Origin of the sequence: Limosilactobacillus albertensis, from assembly GCF_014145555.1 — a bacterium.
Taxonomy (GTDB): domain Bacteria; phylum Bacillota; class Bacilli; order Lactobacillales; family Lactobacillaceae; genus Limosilactobacillus; species Limosilactobacillus albertensis.
In genome coordinates this window covers 32,349-56,852 of the sequence record NZ_JACIVD010000077.1, presented here as the reverse complement: position 1 = coordinate 56,852, position 24,504 = coordinate 32,349, and the positions used below count along the sequence as shown (strand labels likewise).

Here is a 24,504-nt window from a genome sequence, read left to right as displayed (position 1 = left end):
TTCAAATCATTAATTACAATAATAATTATTCTTTTAACAACGATAATGTAATAAATAAAAAAGCCCAATTAATGATATTAAAACCATTAATCAGACTTTTAATCACTAACAAGTTAATTACTTCGTCCGTCGCTTCCTTCTCATTCCGGCTAAGCCAAAGATGCTTGCCAAAGTTGCAAAGGCGAACCCAAGCGTAACTGCTGCTTTATTCGTAGCGTTACCAGTTTGCGGAAGCTTTTTAACTCGTTGCTTATTCATTTGTGATGATTGTTGTAATTGTGTCGAAATCGAATGCCGATTTGCAATATGGTCATTGACTACCTGATCAGGTACAACTGCTTTTTCATGATTATTACCACTAACCAAGTTTTCACCTGGCGTCGGAACAGCAGGTTGAGCTGGCATCGATGGTTTGTGCGGTGGCGTGGCCGGCTTGTTCGGCTGGTTAGGTTTCTCCGGCTGAGTTGGCGTTGTTGGCTCTACTGGTTGAGCATCTTTTGTATACGTAATTGTAATACTTTGATCACTCATCCCTGGTGCAACAGTTTCTGCCGGAATATCTTGGCAATCAGCAGTATAACCTACCACTGATGGCACCTTATATGCTGGCCAGCTAGTATCACCGGTTGGCTGCCAAGCACTGTACGTTACTTGTCCCGTTACCTCGTCAAAGATTGCAGTACGAGTAAATTCAACGGTTTGCGTAACAATTTGTTGTTGCCCGTTCGGATTGTCAACCTTAATCGTCCGCGTAATCCCATTCGTCAATGCGTCCATATGCTCGTAGGTAGTATCAGGGTTCCCTGGTACTTGTCCCGTTGGCGCTTCTTGACCAGGAACAATAACAATCGTCTTATGTTCAACTGTAATATTAATCGTTGAAATTCCATTTGCTGTTACCACAGCCGTTGCTGGAACATCTTGTCCGGTAACTGGCTGCCATCCAGCTGGGAGATCTGGCGTGACCGCAATCGTTTCTCCAGTACGACCGGTAAGAATGGTTTGACCAATTTCATTACCATTTTGATCACGGTAAATGATTTTACCAGTCTGCTCATTAGCAGTGTAAGCAACATCAACAGTTTGATTATTAGTATCCACTGTCACCGGCTCAACCGCTATAACCGCTGGACTAGCAGTATAGCCAGCAACGGTTTCTGGTGTAAAGGCCGCAAACTTACCACTGTTCCACTTAAGATTAGATACTTCACCAGTTACCAGGTTCTTGGTGCCGTCTCCGGTAAGTTCAACTGTCTGAACAACTTTCTTATTACCGCTCGGCAAATGTTCAATTATCGTCCGGGTAACGGTCTTATGTTCCTGAACCGCTTCTACCTGTGGCTTAATCAAGATAACGGTCGTTCCACCAGCAATCTTAATGGTCGATGGAACAGCATTAACCGCTTGCCAATTAGTTGGGATTTGCGGGTTAAATGCAACTTCTGTCCCTGCTTGCCCCTTAATAGTTTCCGTACTAATAATCGTTTCGTTCTCATCTTGATACTGGATAACTTGTTGACTATCAGTCGGTGTCGGAATCTTGGAGTAAGTAATCTCAACCGTACTATCGGCACTCTCAAATGTGATATTTTCGATCGGAACAATACTCATATTTGTTGTGTAGCCTGGAACCGTTTCTGGAGTAAAGGCGGCAAATTGTCCCGTGGTCCATTTAAGAGCAGTGACTTTGCCATTTACCAGGTTCTTGGTGCCTGTTCCAGTGAGTTTAACCGTTTGAACGACCTTCTTATCACCGCTTGGTAAGTGTTCAATTATCGTTCGCGTAACGGTCTTATGCTCTTGAACAGTTTCTGTTTGTGGTTCAACAGTGATAACCACCGCTGGGATTCCATTAGCAGTTGCCGTAACAACAGTTGGAATGTCCTGACCTGGAGCAATTTGCCAATTAGTTGGTACTACTGGCGTGATTTTAATGGTTTCACCCGTCTTAGCAGTTAACGATGTTTGCCCGATTTCTTTACCAGTTGAGTCGCGGTAAATAATCTTACCAATTTGAGTATTAGCTGCGTAAGAAATATTTACTGTCTCATTCTTAGTTGTTGGTGTGACAGGCTGTGCGGTTACCGCTTGACTTGCCGTGTAGCCAGCAACTTCTGGCGCAGTGTAAGCAGACCATTCTGCTGATTGTGCGCTTGTCCAATCACTGTAACTAATCTCACCAGTTACTTCATCAAACGTGGCCGTTCTGGTGAAGCTAACTGCTTGGGTTATGGTTGTCTTTTCACCGCTTGGACTAGTTACCACAATCGTACGAGTTGGCTTTGCCGTTAAGTTTTCCATCTTCTCGTAATTCTTGCTTGGATCACCTGGCACTTTGCCGCTTGGAATGTCCTTTTCTGGTGTATCCGGAGTAACCGTAATTGTACTGTGTTCTACTTTTACAGTTACGGCTGGGATTCCGTTAGCGGTTGCTGTAACTGTTGCCGGGATATCCTGACCTGGTACTATCTTCCAGCCTGCTGGTACTTGTGGCGTTACCTTTACAGGCTCACCAGTTTTACCGTTGATAGTAGTTTGCCCGATTCCCTGACCATCACTATCAACATAGGAAATCTTACCGGTTTGCGCATTGGCAGTGTAAGTAATGCTAATGCGTACTGGTTGCGTAGATGCTGTCACGTTTACTGAAGGAATCGATTGAATAACTTGATCTTGTCCATCAGAAATTTGAATAATCTTAGCCGTGTAACCAGCTGGCGTATTAACTTGATATGCATCCCACGCAGCCGTAGTCCAATTGCCATAGTTAGTTAACTTGCGAGTAACTTCATTGTAAGTTGCAGTCCTAGTGATCGTTGCAGACTGAGTAGTTGTCTTAGCTCCACTAGATAAATTGTCAACAATAACCCGGTTAACAGTCTTACTCAAATCGTTGTCCTTGAACCAATCTTGGTTAGCAGGGTCTGGGTTGGTAGTTGGATCAACTGGATTAACAGTGACGGTCTTTTCAACCAAGTGAATTACAATATCGTTATTTCCATCAGCCTTAAATGTGTAACTAGTTGGCAACGTTTGACCAGCAGCTAATTCGTAGTGAGCTGGAATTTTAACATTAGTAATGTTGATTGTTTGATCAGTCACACCAGTTTCAGTAATGGTTGGACCAACTTGACTGCCATCCTTGTCATCATCAACAAACCTGATGTTTACTCGTTGCTCGTTAGCAGTGTAAGTAACAGTGATTGTCCTGTCCCTATCCTTATCAGTTACCGTAACTTCTGGCACAGCACCCGGATTTGCAGTATATCCAGCAAATGTAAATGGAGTAAAACCAGCAAATGTAGCTTTGCCATCAACTGCTGTCCATGGGCCTTCACTATCCGCAACAATCTTGCCAGTGACTAGATCGTATTTTGCGGTTCTCGTAAATTCAACAGTTTGTTGCTTTTGATCTGCTGGAATCTGAGCCAATTGTTCAGTGCTTAGACCTTCGTAATTAATCGTTCTCGTTACGTCCTTAACCAAACCATTTTCCTTGAACCAGTTTTCATTGGTTGGATCTGGGTTGGTGCTTGGATCAACCGGATTAATTTTTGAAATCTCATGAACTAACTTAATGTACAGGTTTTGATTCAAAGCTTTAGTGAAGGTATAGCTCGTTGGTAGCGTTTGGTCTGGAGCCAGCTCATAATTTTCTGGAACAGCTAAGCCCAGATTATCAATAGTCGAACCTGCAACACCAGTCTCCGTAATCGTCTTACCAACCTGCTTATTACCATCTTGGGTATCTTCAAACACAATCTTCAAGGTTGCGTCTAAAGTGAATTCAGCGGTTGAAGAAAGATTCAACTTATAGTTTGGATTTGCTTTTTCAAGAGCAGTTAAGCTGTCTGGCGTCAAGCTAATTAAGTAAACACCTGACTGATCTGGGGTAGTGCCAGAAGCAAACTGATAAGCCATCCCTGCTGGAACTGTAATTCCGCTTGGAACGTTAACTTTAAAGTTTGCACCATCAATCTTAGCTTCAGTACTTTCCTGACTACCAGTAATTGCAACTTTAGCTTGTGCCGGACTAATTACATATTTGAACTGTCCACTTTCAGAAATTGCATAGTTTGGATTATTACTTTGCAGTTTTGCTAAACCAGACTTGTTCAATGCAATATAGTAAGTTCCAGCATTAGTTGGTGCTGAGGCTGCATTACCATCTGCATCTACCCATTCATAGTCGTCACTAGTTAAGTTGGCGGTATTAAGGACTTCACCATTTACTAGGCCATTAGCAGTGAATACGCCAAAATTAGTATCTTGGGTATTAATTGTCGCTGGTTGACCATCATAAATCTTGCCGTCTGTACCGCGAGTATTGTCACCTAATGTAACATCAAGCGTCTTTTGCTTAATCGTGAACTTAGCTGAACCTGAAAGACCACTAGCATCAAGAGTTACGTTGCCGTTTCCTGCATACTTATCAATTGCTGCTTGTAAATGAGCCAACCCTTGATCACTTAACTTCAAGGTGTAAGTGCCAGCATTAACTGGTGCTTGTCCATCTTCCCAAGTGTAATCACCATCTTGCAAAGTATAAATACTTTGAGCAGTTGAACCTGGGAAAGTAAAGTGAACAATGATATTGCCGTTAGTACTATCTACCTCGGCAGGTGTTACCGCTTGACCATCATAAGTCTTAGAAGCTTGACCACTAAGCGTTGCTTGACCTGCAACAACATTGATTGTGTAAGTATACTCGCCACCGATTGCATTATCAGCAAACTTGTAATTTGGATTATCCTTTTGAAGCTGACTGATTGCATTGTCGGTCAATCTCAAGTAGTAAGTACCAGCGTTAACCGGACTACCAGTCATTGCGCGGTAGTTGCCATCACTATCCTTAGTGTACCAAGCATAACTATCGGCAGTAATACCAGCTGTGTTAAGGGTTTGTTCTGAAACGAAACCAGTTGAACCCCAAGTTACATTATTTACTACATCAGCAATTGAAGTGGTTTGACCGTTGTAAGTGCGGCTATCACTACCACCAATTGTTGCAGTTGCCGTCGCTGGAGTAATCGTGTAGTTGATTACGCCACTGACTGAACTAAACATGTAGTTTGGATTTGCCTTTTGTAATGCAGCTAACGTACTTGCCTTCAAGTGAGCTTCATAAGTACCCACATTAACTGGGGCAGTATCAAGCTTATTGCCATCTGCATCGTACCAGTCAAAGTCACTAGCCTCAATGCCTGGATTTACTAATGGCGTATCAGTTAACGTCCCATTTGCTGAAATCGTTAAGCCCCTGACATCAAGATCAGCTGCTTGACCATTGTAAGTCTTGCTTTGATCACTGCCAGAAATAGTGACATTACTAATTTCTTTTGGCGTGATGTTAAAGCTGGCTTGTCCTGATAAATCATCTGCTGCAATTGTTACGTTGCCACTACCTGCTTGACTATTCAAAGCCTCTTGCAAGTGAGCTAAGATAGCATCCTTATTCAAACTAATTGTGTAGTTACCTACTGTAGCTGGTGCCTTGTCATCACTTGTATTCCAAGTATAATCGCCATCTTGTAAAGTGTAAGTACTTTGAGCGTTAGAGCCTGGATAAGTCAAGTGAACTAAGATTTGACCATTGCTATTAACTTCAACTGTAGTTACTGCTGAACCATCAAAGGTCTTTTCATTGGATCCGCTAAGTTCAGCTGTAGCAGTTGCTGCCGTAATATTGTAATTAGCCTTAGTAGTAAATGTCCACTTGTAGTTAGCACCATTGTTACCAGTCAACTGTTCAAGTTTTGCTTGACCTGCTGGTGATAATTCAACTTGGTAAGTACCAACATTTATAGCATTACCAACAATTTGTAAATCATCAGCCGTCAAAGTAAGAGTTTGAACTGTACCGTTTGCTGAGTAAACAGGAGCTGAGTAAGCAACATCGTATTTACTTAAATCAAGGGTATTTGGCAAAGTCTCTTTAGCGTCATAAGTCCTACCATCACTACCATTAAGAGTAACGGTAACTGCACCTTGGTTAACCGTAAGCGTACCTTTCGTAGTTACATCAGCGGCTACTTGAGGATATGCATAGTTAGTACCAAGCGCCTTTTCGATGTTAGTTAAACCTTGCGCAGATAATTCAACTTGGTAAGTACCGACATTGCCTGGAGTTTGGTTAAATACTAAGTCGCCATCTTTAGCGGTGTAACTTAAGTTGGTACCATTTTCAGTAGTAATCGTCAAAGTATAACCAGATGGATTCTTGCCAATTACGTTAAGCCATTCTTGACTACCATAATCAACACTTGATTGACCTGATACAGTAATCGTGACTGGCATTTGATCGACATAGAAACTTGCTCGTGCATTACTTGCTTGCTTCCAGTCATAGTTACTTGAACCAGTTAAATCTTGCAGCTTCTTCAACCCTTGTGCTGATAACTTAACTTGATAATGACCAACATTACCTGGCTCACTAACAAATTCAAGATCGCCATCGCTTAAAGTTACATTGGTGTAAATTGGCTCAGCGTCATTATTCACGCCGCCATCATGCACTGGAGCAGTGATTGAAATTGAGTAGCCGTTATTACCGCCATAATTAATAGTTGCATTTTCGCCATATTTAATATGTTCAGCACCATTAATTGTAACTGTTGTTTGCGCTGGGGTAATGACATATGAAGCTGGGGTATGACTAGGCTCTACCACATCTTTTTCACTAAGAATACCATTGCTATCAGTGGTAGTAGTTTTACCAACATTACCTGAGAAGTCATAGTCTGGGAACAATTTACGCAGTTTATCAGTCAATTGCTTAGAGATCTTGACACGATAATTTCCTACATTAGTTGGTACCCCCCCATCTGGGTAACCGTCAACATATAAGTCACCAGCATCCCAGGTAAGTCCGGTATCTTTACCATTATTTAGAAGCTTACCGTCTTTCCAAGTAAGATTTGGAATCGGCTTATCTGTATTCAACCAATTAGTAAAGTCCAGCTTATATGCACTTGGATCAAATGGCATTGCAGTTCCATAAACCGTGGTCTGATTACCAGTTAAGGTTAATTCAGCCTTATGTTCATAAATGAAGTATTCCCCGCTCTTAGCTGATTGGCTAATTGCGTAATTGTTTGCACCAGTTAATTGCTTAACCTTTTCAAGACCACTAGCAGTTAAGCGAACCATGTAAGGTGTTCCCTTAATAGGTTGCCCATCGGTGCCAATACCAGCATTAGCATGAAGCGCTGGGTTACCTTGAGAATCTACTACTTCAAGATCATCTGGTGTTAGATTGAACTTACCTAAACCGGTAGGCTCAGTATCTGAATTGCCCCAAACAAGTTTAATATCGCCCTTATTAATTTGATCTTGCGTAATTACTGCACTCTTGTCGTTAAATACTTTCCAAGCGCTACCAGCAACTTCAATCACTAGTTCTGCCGGATTTACAGTGTAGGTAATTTGACCGCTAATTGTACTCTTACCCTTATCTTCAAAGGTATAGTTTGGATTGGCTTTAGCAAATGCCTGTTCACCAGCGGCATTCAACTTCAAGTAGTAAGTTCCTGCATTAGTTGGCGCAGAAATTTCATTGCCCTTTGCATCGTACCAAGTGAAGTCACTTGTAGACAAAGTAGGAAGGGTTAAGTTTTCAACATTGTGGAAGCCAAAATTCTTAGCCGTTTCACTATTAGTTGGATCAAAGACAACTGCTTGACCATTATATGTTGATTGTTCATTACCATATAATTGGACATTTGAAGCTACCGCTTGTTTAATTTCAAAGCTAGCAGTTCCTGCCTTATCAGCAGTTGTAGTTAGAGCAACGTTCCCTTGACCAACAGCTTGGTCAATTTGATCTTGGATATGGTTAATCCCTGCCTCAGTCAACTTAATAGTGTAATTACCAGCATTTACAGGTGCGTTACCATCTTCAGTTGACCAAGTATAGTCGCCATCGCTCAAAGTAAAGGTAGCTGGCAAGTTAGCAATTCCAGTGCCGTTAATTGCAACCTTAATTGTTGAACCCTTAGTATACAAATCACCAGTAGTTGCAGCTGAGCCGTTGTAGATCATTGAATTGTTACCACTAAGATCAGCAGTAACTTTAGCTTGATTAATAGTATAAGTACCAGTTCCCGCAGATGCAGTAGCAGACCACTCAACATTAGCGCTATTAATGGCCTTGATATTATTCCAGCCCTGTTGCGATAAACGAACCTGGTATTGACCAACATTCACTGGCACATTAGTTGTCCAAGTACCATTAACATTGAATTCAATATCGCCAGCAACTAGCTTGTAAGTTGGATTGTTTGGTTCATTCAATTTAATTGAGTATTGGCCTAGGTAATCATCACTACTTACTGGAGTACCAGTATAAGTGTATTCTGGATCACCACTAAATTCGGCACTTGCTTTGTACTTATTAATGACTAAATTGCCAGTACTGTTTGCAAGACTAATGCTGTAATTATTACCAAGTGCTTGTTGAACCTTGGCTAAACCGTCAGCAGTCAATTGAACTTCATAGCTACCAGCATTTACAGCTGGACCATTAACAATTGTAAAGTCGCCTGAATCAAGGGTTACATTCATCAAACTTGCCAATGCACCAGTAGTGTTGCCATCAGCTTTAGCAATTGAAACCGTAACACTATTAGTTCCATCGGCATTGTAGACCACGTTATATGGTGAGCCCTTGTAAGTTTCAGTTTGCGTACCACTGACGCTAATTACATTAGCTGAAGGAGTAATTTCAAAGCTAGCTTGTCCACTAATTGCGTTATTTGCGAATTGGACATTGCTTTGATCGTTTTGACCACTGCCAGCTAGTGACTTGATGTAGTTTTCAACATTAGTAATCCCTGATTGAGTCAAAGTGACGATGTACTTACCAGCATCCGTTGCGTTGCCACTAATCGTGTAGTCACCTTGCTTTAACGTGTAAGTTTGACCATTTACACCTGGGAAGTTAAGGCTGACTTTGATTTCACCATTTGAGTTAAGTTGAGCATCGCTAATTGCAGATCCATCATAAACCTTATTATTAGAACCACTTAAAGTTCCAGTTGCCTCAGCTGGTGTAATTGTGTAAACGCCTAAGCCAGTGTTAGCCAAAGTAAAGTTTGGATTCTGAGCTTGGAGAACATTAAATGCTGCATCAGTTAATTTAACGTAATAAGTACCAACATTCTTTGGATTTTCAGTTAACGCATTACCGTTAGCATCAACCCATTCATAGCTGTTACCAGTAAGCGATTGGGTATTTAGCGTTACCTTCTTACCATTAACCATCACAGTAACTTGGAATTTAGACGGATCAATCTGGTTAGTAGCTTGTGCGTCATAGACCTTAGTGTAATTGCCTTCACTAATGTTAGCCAATGTAGCATCAGTATTTAATGGCGTAATCGTGTAGTTTGCAGTACCCGTGATTGTACCATTTGCAAACTTCACATTACTTACGCCGTTTTGACCAGCGCCAACAGCATCTTCAATAATCTTTTGGACAGCTGCTGAGTTAATCGTAATGGTATAAGCCTGACTACTTGCATTCACTGGAGCTTGACCATTTGGTGTATTCCAAGTAAAGTCGTTAGCCGTTAACTTAACCGTAGTTGAGTAATCACTATTACCGTCTTTTGGATAGTGCAGCGTCAAAGTAATGTTGTTATTATCATTACTTACATTTAAATCATCAACGCTAACAGCATTGCCATTGTACGGACGCGTGCCACTACCTGAAAGTGTAGCTGAAGCATTAGCTTGATTAATAGTGAAAGTCCCGTCGCCAGCATTAGTTAAAGTAAAGTTTGGATTATTCTTTTGCAGTTGTGCTAGACCAGTTGCGTTTAACTTAACTTGGTAAGTACCAACGTTTACTGGAGCTGCACCATCAGCCCAGTCAAAGTCGCTACTGGTCAAGCCCGTTGCATCTAAGACAACGCTTTTACCATTAACAATAGCCGTAAATTGGAACTTAGCTGGATCAATTGCACTTGGAGCTGCGCCATTGTAGGTCATTTCATAATTGCCAGCTTGCGCATTAGCCATTGTTGCAGCACTAGCAAGCTTGTTAATTGTGTAAGTTGCGCTGCTGGTAATCGTTGATTGCCCATCATTAGTCCAGACAATACTATTGTTGCCGAACTTGTTCTTGATGCCATTTTCACCTTGTGTGGTTAAACGAACTTGATATTTACCTGCATTAATTGGCATGTTTGTTGACCAAGTTGTGCCGTCAGTTGAAAATTCAACGTCCCCATTTTGCAAAGTATAGGTACCTGCATTTGCAGTAGGTCCAGTTACTGTTACTTTCAAGTCCGCATTAAGTTCACCATTAGTAATCGCTTGACCATTATATGTGCTTTCGCCATTGCCTGTTAAGGTTGCTGTAGCTACAGCGCCCCAAGTGATATTAATAGTTGTGTTTTGTGTAGTATCGGTTACTGTTTCAGCTGGAATTTGGCCATTTACCAGTGTAAGTGGAGTCGTAACACCATTTACTGTTTTAGTAGCTGACATAGTATAGCCATCATGAGTTGGTAAATTGGTTAATGCCGTCCAACTTTGAGTATTCCAGCCACTTCCATCAAACCCGTCAAAGACTACGCCGGTATCATCATTGTTAACCTTTACTTGACGATTTAGCACAACTGTTTCAGTAGAAAAAGTTCGAGTCGCTTCTCCTGGTTCGGTAATATTAACTACACGAGTTACCTTTTTCGTTACCATTGAAGTCGGAACATAGTATGTTGTTAATACATTACGATTGAACCATGTATTATCAGTCGCATTCGGATACGTTGTTCCTGCTGGAGTGCCAAATTGCGTCGTAGTAAAGTAAATCCCGGCAACATAAGGATGGATAGAACTGGTTACTGCAACATAATCATCACCGCCAGCTGGTGGAATAACGTTAAAGCCACCTCCAGCTCCATTCTTAATTGCATCTGACCAATTCCCAGAGATAACGTGGAAGCCAGGGGTATCTTTATCACCAGCATTTTGATCAAAGGCCCAATTACCGTAAGTAATCTTATTGTTGGCAACATTTAAAGTGCCTGTTCGGTCATAAAATACTTGTATTTGAGCATCAGGTGCAAATTGTTGCCCATTCTCATTACCACCAGCAATGACAAATTTTGCAGTTACTGTACTTGTATGATTCTCAACAGGAATATACAAAACGGTATGAACTGGCTGAGCTTCATATGCAGTAGCATCTTTAGTATATGCTTGTGAGGCTTGAGTTGGATCCGTATCACCATTTGCACCAGCAGTATTCCAAGTTGGGTAAACAAATTGGTTTGCTGGTTTACCAGACTTATCAGTAATTACAGCAGCGGTATAACCATCTATAGTTGGCACATCAGCCACAACTGCTCCCCAATTTGCTGGCAAGCTTGTCCACTTACCAGATACAACATGATAACCATTTTGACCTTGGTTAGTATCCCAGAGCCATGGAGAATAAGTTATATTCTTAGTAACCTGATCTTGATACTTATTGCGACTGTAGTAGATATCAAGAACTGCTGATTGCGCTGCACTACCATCTTGGGTGTAGGTACCGTCAGCATTAACTTTGGCTTTAACATAGTTAACCGTTGCAGTCCGTGTTTGTTGCTCTTGAGTAGTCTTAATCTTGTGCTTAAGATTAATCGTCATCGTTGCGCCTGTTAACGCCTTTTCAACAGCCTCAGTCGTCTCCCACTTATAGTTTGGAACTGTCCAAGTAGCGTCAGGATTAGTAAGTGGTGTCCAAAAACTACCAGCTAATGTAACACCTTCTGGAACACCAGAAGTGGAAACAGAATAGTAGTCCCCAGCGTTAGCGCCTGTTGGGAATTTTAATTGTGGTACAACCTTAGGATCGTTACCACTATTTCCAGCAAGTGCACCAGATACATCAACCGTCCCTAAATCAGTATTTGAATCCTCATCATGGAATCTAATATTAAAGTGCATCTTTTGGTGGATTGGCACTTGCACAACTGCTGGAGTTTGCGTAAGTGCAGGCAAAGTATATTGGCTTGGAATTGAAGTACCATTTGCTAATTCATAACCATAGCCTTGTGGATCAGTTGGAATGGTCATATTAAAGTTAAGGTTAGCTTGAACACCAGGAATAAATTCTTGTGAATAAGTTTGACCAACAACCGCATTATTGTTGTATTGGTCTACAAATTCAAATGTTACTTTTTGCGCAACATTAACGTTAGCATTCAGTTCGTAGTAATAATACTTACCATCTGCATCATACTTAGCACCAACAGTATTGGCAGGAACCGTAACACGGATAGTAGCAGTTTGCGTGCCACTCACTAAGCCATCAGCATTGGTTTGCAAACCGAAAATAATATAGTTTGGCTGATAACTATCAGTTCCTTGAGTGAAAGTAGCTTGTTGTCCTGGATTGCCGCCCTTATTGTAAGCACTATAAGAAACTTCCTTAGTACCGTTTGAAGTTAAAACCGTACTGGTAGTCGTACCGTTAGCAATACTGCCAGTTTGACCATTATAGAGATTACCGTTAGTAAAGAAGTTTTGCCCATTAACTGCACTCTGCTTTGGAATTACTGAAGCATAAACTTTAATAATCTGATCAAGGCCACTATCTGTGTAATGCACAGTAATTTCACCCTGATTAGTGGCAGTACTGTTGATTGGGGTAGTCCATGTAGCAGTGTGGGCTGGCCAAGTACTTGGTAAATTGAGCACTTCATCAGCACTTGGCACAGTACTACCAATTAAAATATTGATACCACGAGCATCATTGATTGCAACTGCACCCGTCCCTGGACTAGTAACAACCTCTTTGCCATCAGCATCCTTATAAGTGGCAGTAATCTGGACATTACTATAAGAACCTGGTATTTGCCAGGTTGGCTCATTATTAACAAATTTGAATACGGTTCCTTCTGGGAAAACATCCGCATTTTTAACCAGCTGAGCGGCTGTTAACGTGGTACCGTAGTCAACGGTTTCGCTGTTTACTTCAACATTAGCTTTAGTAACGATTGTAAGTGGCACTTCGCATGATGAACCACTAGGAAGAATAACCTTAACGGTGCCACTCTTCTTTTCACCAGCCTTATCTAAAACTAAGGTGGCACTACCATCGCTGCCTAGCCATTCAAACGTAGTGCCCTTAGGCCAGGTGGTGTTGTTATCTAGTATCGGGTTAGGGTGACTTACTCCAGACCAACCTGTTATCCAAGCTGGGTTCTTAACTAAAGTACTTAGTGAAGTTTCCCCGCTTCCTACACCAAAAGTTATCGGACCTGCACTGATATCTACTTCTGTTGCTCCAGTATATGGCGTATTAATAGCAATTGGTTCTTCAGCATCCTTCGAAGTAGTTGGCGCTAAAGCAACTGCATGATACGGAACGTTAGTCCATTGAACTGCCGTCTGTGCCTGACTTATGTTTGCTGGGTTAGCATTATTTGTTACTTGATACCAATGCCCTAACTGGCTAATGAAATCGCTTGTACCGCTGAGACCGTTCACTGTATTATTTGTGAAAATAATTGGCTGTCCAGCTTTGTTATAACCACCACTATAATTAATGGTCATCGTGCCTTTATATTTACCGGAAAAGATGTTCCCATCCATATCCGCATCAGATGATTGCAAACTTGTTGGGTGGTAAACTTGATCGCCAACATTTATATCAATTGAATCTTTTTCTAACCCACTAGTGATTTGGTTATTAACTTCGTTTTGATTAAGAATCCGGTTAACTCGATAACCAGCCTTACCTTGATTATAAATATAAATAGTATCTGGCTTAGGCGTAGCAACATAGTTTACTTGCACTGTTTGAGCTGGTGCATCTGGTAAATTTTGCAAAGTAAACTTAAATGAGTTAGTCTTTGTACCTTCTGCAGCAGTTGGCGTCCAGTCGGTCACATTAGTAGCAATCCCCAAAGCATATGCCAAGGCATAGTCTTGATAGAAGTATTGTCCCAAAGTACTAGTATTATCAGTAATCTGACCAGCTGAATTTATATTCATAAATGCAACCTGCCCATTATCTGCTAACTGAGCATTGATTACCGGGTTGCCTGCACTATCTACTGGAATATCAGTTCTCAATGGAATTGTATTCACAACATATGGAAGCTTAACAGTATAGGACGTTCCTGGGATTTTAAAAGGCTCACCCGTATTGGCGTTAGTCCACACGTTTTGATCAGTAAATTGAAATTCTGCCCAGTGAATACCAATTGTGCTGGTATCAAGTGGCGTGAGTAACTTAACGTCAATGTTAGGCCCTATAACACCAATACTCCTACCGGAAGTAACACTATGGTTAGGATCATCAAAATTAAAAATCGTATTTCCGTTAGCATCAGGCGTAGTGATTGGATCAACGTTATCGCCTACATGACTAACATAGTAAAACTTGTTTGGAGCAAGCTGCACTTGTGGCTCAGCTATGAAGCTAACATTCACATTAACCTTCGTGCCATCAGCATATGTGACCGTAACACTACCTGAGTATTCTGTACCGTTTTGCGAACCCTCTTGTGTAGGATTTTCTGGTAACACATTCCAAGTAATTTTGGCACCGGCTTTTTCTAAGGCAGCACCATTTTCTAATAAATCAGCTGGATCTATTTCAGCCATATTACTGCCTGCTACTACTGTTGCCCCATTATCAAAAGTATATGGAGCCGGAGCGATATTAGTTTCAGCCTTACTTGCAGCTAATTGCTGAGCATTACTAGACTTACCATTTTGATTGATGGCCAAAGTAGTACTATCTTGCTGACTTTTATCTTTATCTGATGAAACAGGCTGGTTAACAGAATTACCGCTGTTTGTTGATTCTTTATCAGTTGCTACCTTTGTTTTAGCAGCTGCTGTATCATCAGTTGAAACAACATCAGCTGATTTCTGCGATGTTGGTGCAGAATTTAGGGTAGCCTTGTCAGCAGTTGTCGTAGAATTATTTTGAAGATTGTCCCCCGTTTGAGCAGGCGTTTTCGTTGCTGAGGCCGCCACTTCTTCCGGTTCATTTAAGGCCGGCTTGGCATCCGCACTCGCGTTGATAACTGCTGTTGCTCCAAATGCCAACATAAAAGTAGCACAAGCAGTCACCCACTGTTTTTTCGCCTTATACAATTTATAATTGCGGTTCTCTGAGTTCACCTTCCTCAATCGATCGTTTTTGCTCATAAAATCTCCCTCTCTAAATAATTAATATTTCACTGTTATAAACATACTTATAATTATAACTCATTTTAGGTTAGTAAGTTTCACTTTCAATTAATAGAATGATCAAACTATTTCTTGTAAGCGAATGCAAAGCTGATTTATGTTGCTAACCCGCAAAATCCTATTTTTATAAAGAATATTTGTCACAGATTGAGCTATTCATCTGATAAAAAGCTGGCTATTATTAATTCAGAAAATTTAACTAACCATTAACAATAATATTAAAAATGAGAAATCGAACAATAAGCTAATTCCACTTTGCTTGCCCGATCTCTCATGTTAATTATCCTATTTCTTATTAACTGGCACCGATTGTTTTTTTCGATTAAAGAGCCTAAAGACTAGCCGAGCAACTAATGCTTGTAAAATTATTGTGACCATACTTTGAACAAGTTTTTTAAATAAATTCATTTTAATCCCCCGTTTCCGTCTCATTCCTACTATTATTTTTATTATACATCTTTCTATTCTAGCTAGTTATCTTATCGTCTCGTTCTTAGAAAATTTATAATAACATTATTCAAAAATATAAAATATCCCCATTAATAATAAACGAGTGAGGATGGGAAAATGTAAAAACTTTCTCGTCCTCACTCGTCTTAATTTTTATTCTAAGTAACTCAATGGCTTATCAACATTTACCTTAGTTCCTTGGTACTTTTTGTTGATCCATTGTTGAATTTGTTGATTGTGATATAACTTGACTAACTTTTTATACTCAGCATTATTCCGATTTTTCTTAGCAGTTGCCAAAACATTAATATTATCTTTCGTACTTTGGTCAACTTTTTCATGATAAATCGAATCTTTCAGTACATTTAAGTGGCCGGTCAACGCAATAGTATTACCAATCAATACAAGGTCCGTTGATTTTAACACCCGTGGCCCGGTTGTATCATCAATTTCCTTAAATTGTAAGTTCTTTGGATTAGCTGCAATATCATTAGTTCCGCTCGTTGCGCCAAAATTTGACTTTAATTTAATTAGGCCTGCACTTTGCAGCAATAACAAGCCCCGCGCTGTATTAGCCGGATTATTGGCAATCGCTACTGTTGCACCATCAGGAATTTCTTTAACATTATGATAACGATCAGAGTAAAGGCCCATCGGTTCTAGGTAGGTTGTTCCTAAAGCTGCCAATTGTGCCTTTTTATTTTCCTTATTATAAGCCTGCAGGTATGACCATGATTGGAAAGCATTAACATCAATCTCCCCACTGGCAGTTGCCCGGTTCAAGGCGACCGGATCAGTAAAACTTTTCACCTTGATTTTTAAACCAGCTTTTTTGGCTTGCTCACTGTCAGCAATATGTTGCCAAATCTGCACATCAGGTCCAATCGTCCCGACCGTAACTTCATCTTTCCGCGCAAAGCCGCCATTAGCGCCCACACTAAGCCCCACGCCAAGTAAAATTACAACGACAATACCAATAATCCACCAACTAGTATGCTTTTTATTTCTCATCTTAAAGATTCCCCTTTACTTTTGTTTTCGCTATTCGTCATAACTAATCGCAACAGCCAACGGGATTCGACATGTCTTTACTCTAGAGAAATCGTTAGCCTGCTATTTTTATTAATCTACCACGTGTCGTTCAAATGGCTTGTCTGAAATACCTTCTTCAACAATCTTTTTTGACCACTCCTTAGCAGAAAATAGGGAATGATCACGGTAATTACCACATGATTCAATCGTTGTTCCCTGAACATCTTCCCATTTTGTCTTATAAGCAATTTCTTCAAGGGAGGATTTCAAAGCTTTTGCTACTTCGGTTGTTGAATGTTCACCCCAAGTAATTAAGTGGAAACCAGTCCGGCAGCCAAATGGCGAACAATCAATCACTCCGTCAAGGCGGTCACGCAATAGTCCAGCTAAAAGGTGTTCAATTGTGTGAAGCCCCGCCGTTGGGATAGCATTTTCATTTGGCTGAACTAACCGTAAGTCATAGTTGCTAATCTTGTCACCCTTTGGTCCTTCTTCAACTGTAATCAAACGAACGTAAGGCGCCTTTACCTTGGTGTGATCTAATGTAAAACTTTCAACTTTAGCCATAATAAATCTCTCCTTTATTAATTGATGCGTGCTTGCTCTTGGAACTAAAAAATCCCTAGGAACGGTAAAATACCAATTCCTAGGGACGCCTAATACTAATTAACGTGATACCACCCTAATTCGACCTTACCTCACAGTAAGATCCGCATGAAGTACTCGCTTGAATACTCCAGCACGATAACGGGTGCTAAGCGCTTGCTGCTAACGTTAACCGCTCACAGCATTAGTCTGCTCCAAGACCATCTTCATCATTATCCACAATACCGTTTCTCATCATTACCGGCTCTCTGTAAAAGTATTAAATGATTACTCATCTTTTCTAAGCATTTTCTAATTTAATTGTCATTATAATATCGTTATCCTTACAAAATGTCAACACCTATTTGCAATTTTTTATTCAGCATAGAGCATTCGTAGGGTTTTAGCATCATTCTTAGTAATCCCCGTTTTAATATTTCGTGGAATCATTACACTATGTTCATATTCTGGAGCATGAGCCAGTCCCAAGGCGTGTCCCAATTCATGCTGGGCAACCTCGCTGCGAAATTCTGCGTTCGTATAATCTAGCTGGTTCGGATCCAGGGTCGAGGTAGCTTTATGAAGGGTATTAGTTGTTGGATCATACTCAGTTCGTGTCGAACCAAGCTCAGAAGTCGTATAGCCAACACCATTGTTACCCGTTGTATTACGTGATAAATCACCGTCTGCCGCAACGATATTAGCTTTGTCTTCGTCTTTTATCCAGCGAATATGGACAGCCTTGGTCTTATTCCATTTCTTGACTGCATCCCTAAAAGCCCATTTTAACTTTGGATCGTCCGTCTCCATATAAATAGTTATATTCTTTTTCTTCCACCGAATACCCTCTAATGGCGTCGGTGTATTTTCAGGGATTGGCAACCGCTGCGCATTAGGTCGCTGCGACGGGTTAGAAAATTGAAAATCATTGCTATCGTTTGAATCCTGATTAAAAAAGGAGGACTGAAACGGCTGTGAGTTTACATCTGCATCGGCTATAACCTGGTGACCACTCAAACCGACCATTCCTGCAACCAGTAATGCTAATAAGAAACGACGCATTTAATCACCCCCGTAATTAATTTTAGAAATGACAACGTGGTTCTAACCGTTCCTGCCAGAAGCTTACTACCCGTCCTTGACCGATAAAGCCAATCAATGTTCCAATGTTAAACGCATAAACTGTCCGATTTTTTATCGTGCATAGCAAAATAATGATAACTGGCAAGACGATATTAAAATACCTGGTAAATTTCACATTAGCCCGTCGTTTTAAAAAGACAGTTAGTTTATCGTGCGGGTGATAACAGCAATCGCATTGTTGATATAGCGCATAGCCAGCAAAGGCAATCACTAATCCTAATAGGTCAAAGGCAAACCGGATAGGTATATGCATGGTATCAATTCCGCAACACCGCCATAAATCAGCAAATAGTTGCATAAAAACACTATAAGGAATTAGAAAAGTCAGCTCCCAAGCAAACTCTTTAGGAACAAATTCGCCAACTAATAAGATATTAAGACCAATCACAAAAAGTCCTTCCGTAAAAATAGTTTCGGTCATGGTCCAATTCATCATATGCATAATGTTAACAATCGAGGCCGGCCAGGGCATACTCCCCATATTAGTTACGATTGTCATTGAGTGCCCGATTGAATTTAAGATAATCGCCAGTGCTAAGAAGCTATACCGACGCATTTTTATCATCCCGCTTGTTCTATACTCTATCTTGGTATTTTATCACGCTTCAACTTTTTATGCCCTAATGTTGCCCTGATTTTTTGTAAGTACAATAAAGACTCAGAGTACCGTTGAATTTATACCCTGAGTCAAAAATTAAATTTATACTTAATTATTCACGTTCAAATCCGTTCATAATGATGTAGGACTTAATTGCTTCCCGCTTATCCATTGCTTCGTATGCTTCTTGAATTTGGTCAAGACTAAAGCTCTTTGTAAATACTTTTCCTGGATTAATCTCACCATCAAGAACCGCCTTTAATAATTCTGCCTTATCATAAGTCGTTACAGAAGCCGGGCCACCAGCAACAATCGTATTTTTGTAGAACGGCGCTGCTATATCCTGCTTTGGCGTGTGCGGTAAGCCGACCCGTCCAACAATTGCACCCGGGCGGCCAGCCTTCATTGCGGTATCAGTAGATTGTTCTGTCCCAACACATTCAAGCACTGCATCGGCACCTGCACCATTAGTTAATTCCATAATCTTTTGAACTGCTTCGTCACCACGTTCAGCGACATTGTCAGTTGCACCAAATTCCTTAGCAAGAGCTTGGCGGTCAGCATGACGGCTAGTAGAAATAATCTTCTTGGCACCACGCATCTTAGCAGCAATAATTGCACAAAGGCCAACCGCGCCATCACCCATAACAACGACTGTGTCACCATCACTAACATTAGCAACACGGGCAGCATGGTAACCTGTTGCCATTACGTCAGCAAGGGTCAATAGAGACTTAAGCATCCCTTCGCTGTAGTCGCTTGGCTTACCAGGTACTTTAACTAACGCCCATTGACCATGTTGGAAGCGGATGTATTGAGCCTGAACGCCAGAGCTAAAGTTATCACTGTGACTTTGGCAAGAACCATCAAAGCCTGCTCGACAAGCAGCACAATGACCACAGCCATGAGTAAATGGTGCAATTACAAAATCACCTGGCTGTACAGTAGTGATGTCATCACCAACTTCTTCAACAATTCCAATTGCTTCATGACCAGAATTTTCTGAGTCTTTTTCAACAGGGTTAATTCCGCGGAAGTTCCATAAATCAGATCCACAAACACAAGTCCGGACAACCTTAATAATTACATCATCAGGCTGTTCAATTGTTGGACGGTCTACATCAACAACCTTCATTTGACCTGCTTTTTCAAAAATTGCTTTCTTCATTGAAACTGCCTCCTTATTTTAGCTACTTACATTTTAATACTAAAATTTGACAAAAGAAAATACTTGAAAGTTATTGCTGACCATTCATTTTCTGAATAGGGTCATTGCCAGCACATAACTGCAAGGTTACTAAAAAAGCAGCTCATGCTTAAACGTTAGCCTAAACAAAAACTGCTTTTTAACATTAATCTTCTACCTTTTTAGCTTCTTCCATTGCCTTCATAATTGAAGGATTCTTGGAATGGCAATCCTTAATCATTTGAATATCTTCTGCACTCAATTCAACTGTGTACTTAGCCATGATTCTTCCTCGCTTTACTAAAAAATTTACACTTTTACTATACCACATCATCACATTAGCGTCCGCTAGAATTAATATCGCAGCCTATTTAGTAATTCCAATCATTACTCCACCAGCAACAACCAAAATTACTCCCGTGATGATAAACCGTACTTCTTTCGGGGTCTTTGCTTCATGCAGGATCCATAACCCGCCGAGTGTTGAAATAACGACATTTAATTGCGAGATTGTGTACCCGACAGCAACCCCATTGATTTCATTTGAAAAAATAATACCGAGGTTAGCAATCGCAAAACAGACCCCTGTTGCCATATTTTGCCATGTTTTTACAGCAAACAGCTGACTGTCATGCTCAAATGAACATAAGATTAGCATCGTAATGAAAATCGCAACCGACTGTGGAAAAACCATGTCCCAGCCACCGAGATGAAAGGCCGTGGGAAATGAAGCATAGGCTACAAAACCTAGTGAAGAAATTAAAAGATAGATCATTCCCTTTTTGAAATTACTTCCCTGATCGCTATCTTCTTGATAGGCGGTTAACGCAATTCCAACAACGATTAGGATTAACGCCCCAACTCCTAGAAGCCACTGGTTGACATTTGTCCATTCACGGAAACAAATTGCTCCTACCAATGCAGTACCGACCAGCTGCTCACCAACAGAAATCGGCATCGTCATTGATACACCCACTAGTGAGAAACTTTTTACCTGCAGAATAATTCCGATACAAAAACCAATCCCACTTAATGCCGCTCCCATCCAGAGTGCGGGCGTTAAAACCGGCTGTTTAATAAAATATACGCCAATCCCAACTAACAGGGTAACAATCGCCATCCCCATTACCTTATTGGTATACTTTCCACCAATTAATTGCATACAAATAACTTGAAAACCGAGTCCTAGCGCAGGCACTAAGGCAATTAAAATATCAGTAACCGACATCACAAACCCCTCCCATAAAAATAACCAGCACTAATCTACTCTCAGAAAAGCACTGGATAATAGTTCAATAGTTAACTAGGCTTAAACTCCTTGCTCTTCTCATAATCTCCTTATGTTAACTATATCACAATTTCATGTTTTGGAAGCGTTTTAAATATCTACAGATTAAGTTCAAACCCCATGTGCTTATTATCTATTTTATCCTCAATGTAGATTGTTCCCCGTTTAACAAAGCCCAGTTCTTCCCCTATCTTTTGGACGGGAATATTTTTGTAGTGCGTATCATAACGGAAATTACGGATCCCCTGCAGGTAACCGACCGTGAGTAAGTTAGAGAATATAAAGCGGCCAAGGTTCTGTCCCCGCTTGGCAGGAAGTACGGCTACCCGGTGAATAATAGCGTACGGCTCCTTGGGATACTTCCATTGACCATCTTCAATTTCATCATAATTTTGTTCCGGAGTTAATTGTAAAACAGCAGTACCGACGACTTCTTGGCCATCAATTAGGACCCAGCTATGTTCACGGATAATATCATTCTTAATTGTCGTTAGAAAGGGGTGCCCATCCTGCCATTGCGGGTTGCCGTTCTTTTTTAACTGTACCCGTGCCTGTTCAATAATCATCATTACCTTATTAAGGTCATCTAAGACTGCTTGCCGTAAGTAAATCGCCATGGTATTCCCTCCTTTTGCAAAAAAGCAGCTTGCTTCGTCTAATCATGAAACAAGCTGCTAGTGTGAACTACGTATCGTTATTTTAACATGGATTATGCTATAAAATGTCTGCGTTAAGATAAGCTTTAACTTTTTTACCTTCTCTTGTATTTTCTGACAAATAATCTTCGTGGCTTATTGAAATAATATTTTTATCAATCAATAGCGTTTATAACTCACGAGGTAATAACAATATGATCAATAAATACATTCTTACTCCTGCCGGGGCAAAAAAACATCAAGGTGTCCTAACCAACGCGGAATTAGTCACCCTGGTGAAACCGAGCGATCATGAAATCAAGCAGGTGTGTCAAAGCTTTGATTTAAGTCCATTTACATTTCAATATCGCTCATCTCCAGAAGAAGTATCGAGATTTCATCGAACAACCAGCGACGTCTTAACCAATCCGGCAATCCTAGTAATTTATGACTTTATCCCCGCATTCAAGAAGATTGAGAATCAATTATCGCCATCACTAATTGTTTTTGATAATCACCACTTAATTATTTGTAGCGACAGTCAAGATACGATTCAACAAGTGCTGGCAAAATTTCCTACTACCCTTGCAGGGATTCTAATTGATTACCTTATAGCCTGTCAGCATGTTTTAATGACGACTCTAAAAAGCTACAAAAAAGAAATCGATGAGTTAGATCAAAAAGCCCGAGTAGGTTTTAGCAATGATTCATTACGGGCATTAACAACTTTAACACGACGACTTGTCTTTTTTGAGCATACGATGAACGATCAAGCAACCACAATTACTGCTTTTTTAGAAGATAAGCACTGCGAGTATTTTCCAATTGAAAAACGATTAGAGCTTGAAGTCCAACAGCGGCGTTTAACCAAAACTATTCATATCTTTCGTGACCTTCTCGCGTCAATTAGCGATCTTTTTACTGCCATGATGGACAACCACCTTAATAATTTAATGCAGTTTCTTGACTCAGCTGGTCTGATTATTGCAATCGCAGCTTTAGTTACCGGTTTTATGGGGATGAATGTCGGTGGAATGCCATGGAAAAATGATCTTTATGGTTTTTGGTTAATACTAGGGATTGCCCTAATCTTCGCACTTAGCGCTGCTATTTTTCTTCGTCGCAAAAAATACACTAAATAACTTATTTAGCCCGAACAAGGTAAAATGACCCCACGACTGCAATAAGAGCATAAATAGCGCCAACATAACCGATCTGGTTAATTTGAACAAAATTGATACTAATCGATGCGGTAAGGGAACCGATGGAAACACCCACATTAGTACAAATTGGGTTCAATGACGACGCGAGGTTCATCGCTTCAGGATATTCCTGATCGGCAACGTTAAGGAACATTACTTGAAGGATTGAACCTGGCATCCCCAGAACAAAACAGACAACACACAGTAAGATAATTCCTAACCATGAAAGATGGAACATAACATTCATCAATAATAAGCAAACAAGAACAGCGCTACTGATAACGGTTAGTTTTGTAATACCAAACCGGTTTGCGATTACCCCTGCACACATATTACCAAGGATAAATGTAATCCCAACAAGTCCTAATAACCAAGTTAAATCAGTCGTACTAAAGCCAAGGACATTAGTAATAATCGGGCGGATATAAGTATAGAAAGTATATTCAGCGGACATCAAAGTAATCATTACTACCACGCCGAGAACGATTCGCCGGTCCTTAAAAAGCTGGACTTGGTTGCCTAATGAAGCATTGGCTTGACGGCTGTTCCGCGGAGTTAGCCAATATAAAAAGCCGCAAATAATCACTGTTAGAACTGATATCAAGGCAAAACTATCCCGCCAGGAAAATGCATTACTAATTGCTGTTCCAACCGGGACGCCGACAATCGTTGCAATACTAAATCCGGCAAAAGTAGAAGCAACTAGCATCGCCCGTTTTTCAATCGGCGCAATCATGGTAACAAACACGAGAATTAAGGAAATAATTGTTCCAGCAACCGCAGCAGTTATAATTCGTGAAACAAATAGCCAAAATAAGTTAGGCGCTACTGCTGTTAGCGTGTTTCCTAACAAGAAGATCAGCATCAGTACCATTAGAACCTTAAAGCGATCGAACTTCCCCGTAAATGTAGTAATCAAGGGTGTACAAATAGCATAAATAATTGCAAAACTGGTAACTAGGAAACCAACTGTTGATAATGAAGCCTGATAGCTTTTGGCAATATCGGAAATAACCCCAACAACCATAAATTCATTACACCCCATTAAAAATGCTGTCAAAACAAAAACAATAGATTGCAGGCGAAATTTAGACATATACTTAACTCCTTTCTCATTTAACAAAAAAAGCTGGATAAAATACCGATCACATCGGTATTTTATCCAGCACCCTCACCTTTAAACGTAC

The 24,504-nt window shown here is 40.5% G+C and carries 11 protein-coding genes and 1 other annotated feature; of the genes, 1 reads left to right on the top strand and 10 read right to left on the bottom strand.

What is annotated here, in order from left to right; all coding sequences use genetic code 11:
* Nucleotides 1-117 precede the first annotated feature (117 nt).
* From H5S41_RS11670 to H5S41_RS11635, 9 genes are all read right to left on the bottom strand, one after another.
* Nucleotides 118-15,156: an MBG domain-containing protein gene (locus H5S41_RS11670; RefSeq protein WP_182603437.1), complete on the bottom strand. Its 15,039-nt coding sequence runs from the start codon at nt 15,154-15,156 to the stop codon at nt 118-120.
* Between the two features lie 327 nt (nt 15,157-15,483).
* Nucleotides 15,484-15,606 carry a hypothetical protein gene (locus H5S41_RS12045; RefSeq protein ID WP_259395141.1) on the bottom strand — a complete coding sequence of 41 codons (123 nt, stop codon included), beginning with the start codon at nt 15,604-15,606 and terminating at the stop codon, nt 15,484-15,486.
* A gap of 195 nt (nt 15,607-15,801) precedes the next feature.
* The gene (locus H5S41_RS11665) at nt 15,802-16,659 is read right to left on the bottom strand and encodes a MetQ/NlpA family ABC transporter substrate-binding protein (RefSeq protein WP_182603436.1); all 858 of its coding nucleotides are present in this window, start codon (nt 16,657-16,659) and stop codon (nt 15,802-15,804) included.
* Between the two features lie 111 nt (nt 16,660-16,770).
* Nucleotides 16,771-17,247: an S-ribosylhomocysteine lyase gene (locus tag H5S41_RS11660; RefSeq protein ID WP_163704577.1), complete on the bottom strand. Its 477-nt coding sequence runs from the start codon at nt 17,245-17,247 to the stop codon at nt 16,771-16,773.
* Nucleotides 17,248-17,325: 78 nt separating this feature from the next.
* Nucleotides 17,326-17,578, bottom strand: a binding site (T-box leader).
* A 62-nt stretch (nt 17,579-17,640) separates the two neighbouring features.
* Complete coding sequence (locus H5S41_RS11655; protein WP_182603435.1) at nt 17,641-18,327, bottom strand: matrixin family metalloprotease; 687 nt, start codon at nt 18,325-18,327, stop codon at nt 17,641-17,643.
* 22 nt (nt 18,328-18,349) lie between these two features.
* Complete coding sequence (locus H5S41_RS11650; protein WP_182603434.1) at nt 18,350-18,964, bottom strand: DUF6198 family protein; 615 nt, start codon at nt 18,962-18,964, stop codon at nt 18,350-18,352.
* 154 nt (nt 18,965-19,118) lie between these two features.
* Nucleotides 19,119-20,174, bottom strand: coding sequence for a zinc-dependent alcohol dehydrogenase family protein (locus H5S41_RS11645; protein ID WP_182603433.1), 1,056 nt, complete (start codon nt 20,172-20,174; stop codon nt 19,119-19,121).
* 385 nt (nt 20,175-20,559) lie between these two features.
* A complete protein-coding gene (locus H5S41_RS11640; RefSeq protein WP_182603432.1) occupies nt 20,560-21,420 on the bottom strand; it encodes a GRP family sugar transporter in 861 nt (286 codons plus the stop codon).
* A gap of 158 nt (nt 21,421-21,578) precedes the next feature.
* Complete coding sequence (locus H5S41_RS11635; RefSeq protein WP_182603431.1) at nt 21,579-22,097, bottom strand: GNAT family N-acetyltransferase; 519 nt, start codon at nt 22,095-22,097, stop codon at nt 21,579-21,581.
* Nucleotides 22,098-22,330: 233 nt separating this feature from the next.
* Here H5S41_RS11635 and H5S41_RS11630 point away from each other — a divergent pair, with 233 nt between their 5' ends.
* Nucleotides 22,331-23,257, top strand: a complete 927-nt coding sequence (locus tag H5S41_RS11630; protein WP_182603430.1) for a magnesium transporter CorA family protein — start codon at nt 22,331-22,333, stop codon at nt 23,255-23,257.
* Between the two features lies 1 nt (nt 23,258).
* On the opposite strand, the gene H5S41_RS11625 is transcribed toward H5S41_RS11630, so the two are convergent.
* The gene (locus tag H5S41_RS11625) at nt 23,259-24,413 is read right to left on the bottom strand and encodes an MFS transporter (RefSeq protein WP_182603429.1); all 1,155 of its coding nucleotides are present in this window, start codon (nt 24,411-24,413) and stop codon (nt 23,259-23,261) included.
* Between the last annotated feature and the right edge of the window lie 91 nt (nt 24,414-24,504).

Bases quoted from the DNA above. Each gene is read 5' to 3' on its own strand.
- H5S41_RS11625 (WP_182603429.1), bottom strand. From the start codon at position 24,413: ATGTCTAAATTTCGCCTGCAATCTATTGTTTTTGTTTTGACAGCATTT.
- H5S41_RS11630 (WP_182603430.1), top strand. From the start codon at position 22,331: ATGATCAATAAATACATTCTTACTCCTGCCGGGGCAAAAAAACATCAA.
- H5S41_RS11650 (WP_182603434.1), bottom strand. From the start codon at position 18,964: ATGCGTCGGTATAGCTTCTTAGCACTGGCGATTATCTTAAATTCAATC.
- H5S41_RS11670 (WP_182603437.1), bottom strand. From the start codon at position 15,156: ATGAGCAAAAACGATCGATTGAGGAAGGTGAACTCAGAGAACCGCAAT.
- H5S41_RS12045 (WP_259395141.1), bottom strand. From the start codon at position 15,606: ATGAATTTATTTAAAAAACTTGTTCAAAGTATGGTCACAATAATTTTA.
- H5S41_RS11655 (WP_182603435.1), bottom strand. From the start codon at position 18,327: ATGCGTCGTTTCTTATTAGCATTACTGGTTGCAGGAATGGTCGGTTTG.
- H5S41_RS11640 (WP_182603432.1), bottom strand. From the start codon at position 21,420: ATGTCGGTTACTGATATTTTAATTGCCTTAGTGCCTGCGCTAGGACTC.
- H5S41_RS11635 (WP_182603431.1), bottom strand. From the start codon at position 22,097: ATGGCGATTTACTTACGGCAAGCAGTCTTAGATGACCTTAATAAGGTA.
- H5S41_RS11665 (WP_182603436.1), bottom strand. From the start codon at position 16,659: ATGAGAAATAAAAAGCATACTAGTTGGTGGATTATTGGTATTGTCGTT.
- H5S41_RS11645 (WP_182603433.1), bottom strand. From the start codon at position 20,174: ATGAAGAAAGCAATTTTTGAAAAAGCAGGTCAAATGAAGGTTGTTGAT.
- H5S41_RS11660 (WP_163704577.1), bottom strand. From the start codon at position 17,247: ATGGCTAAAGTTGAAAGTTTTACATTAGATCACACCAAGGTAAAGGCG.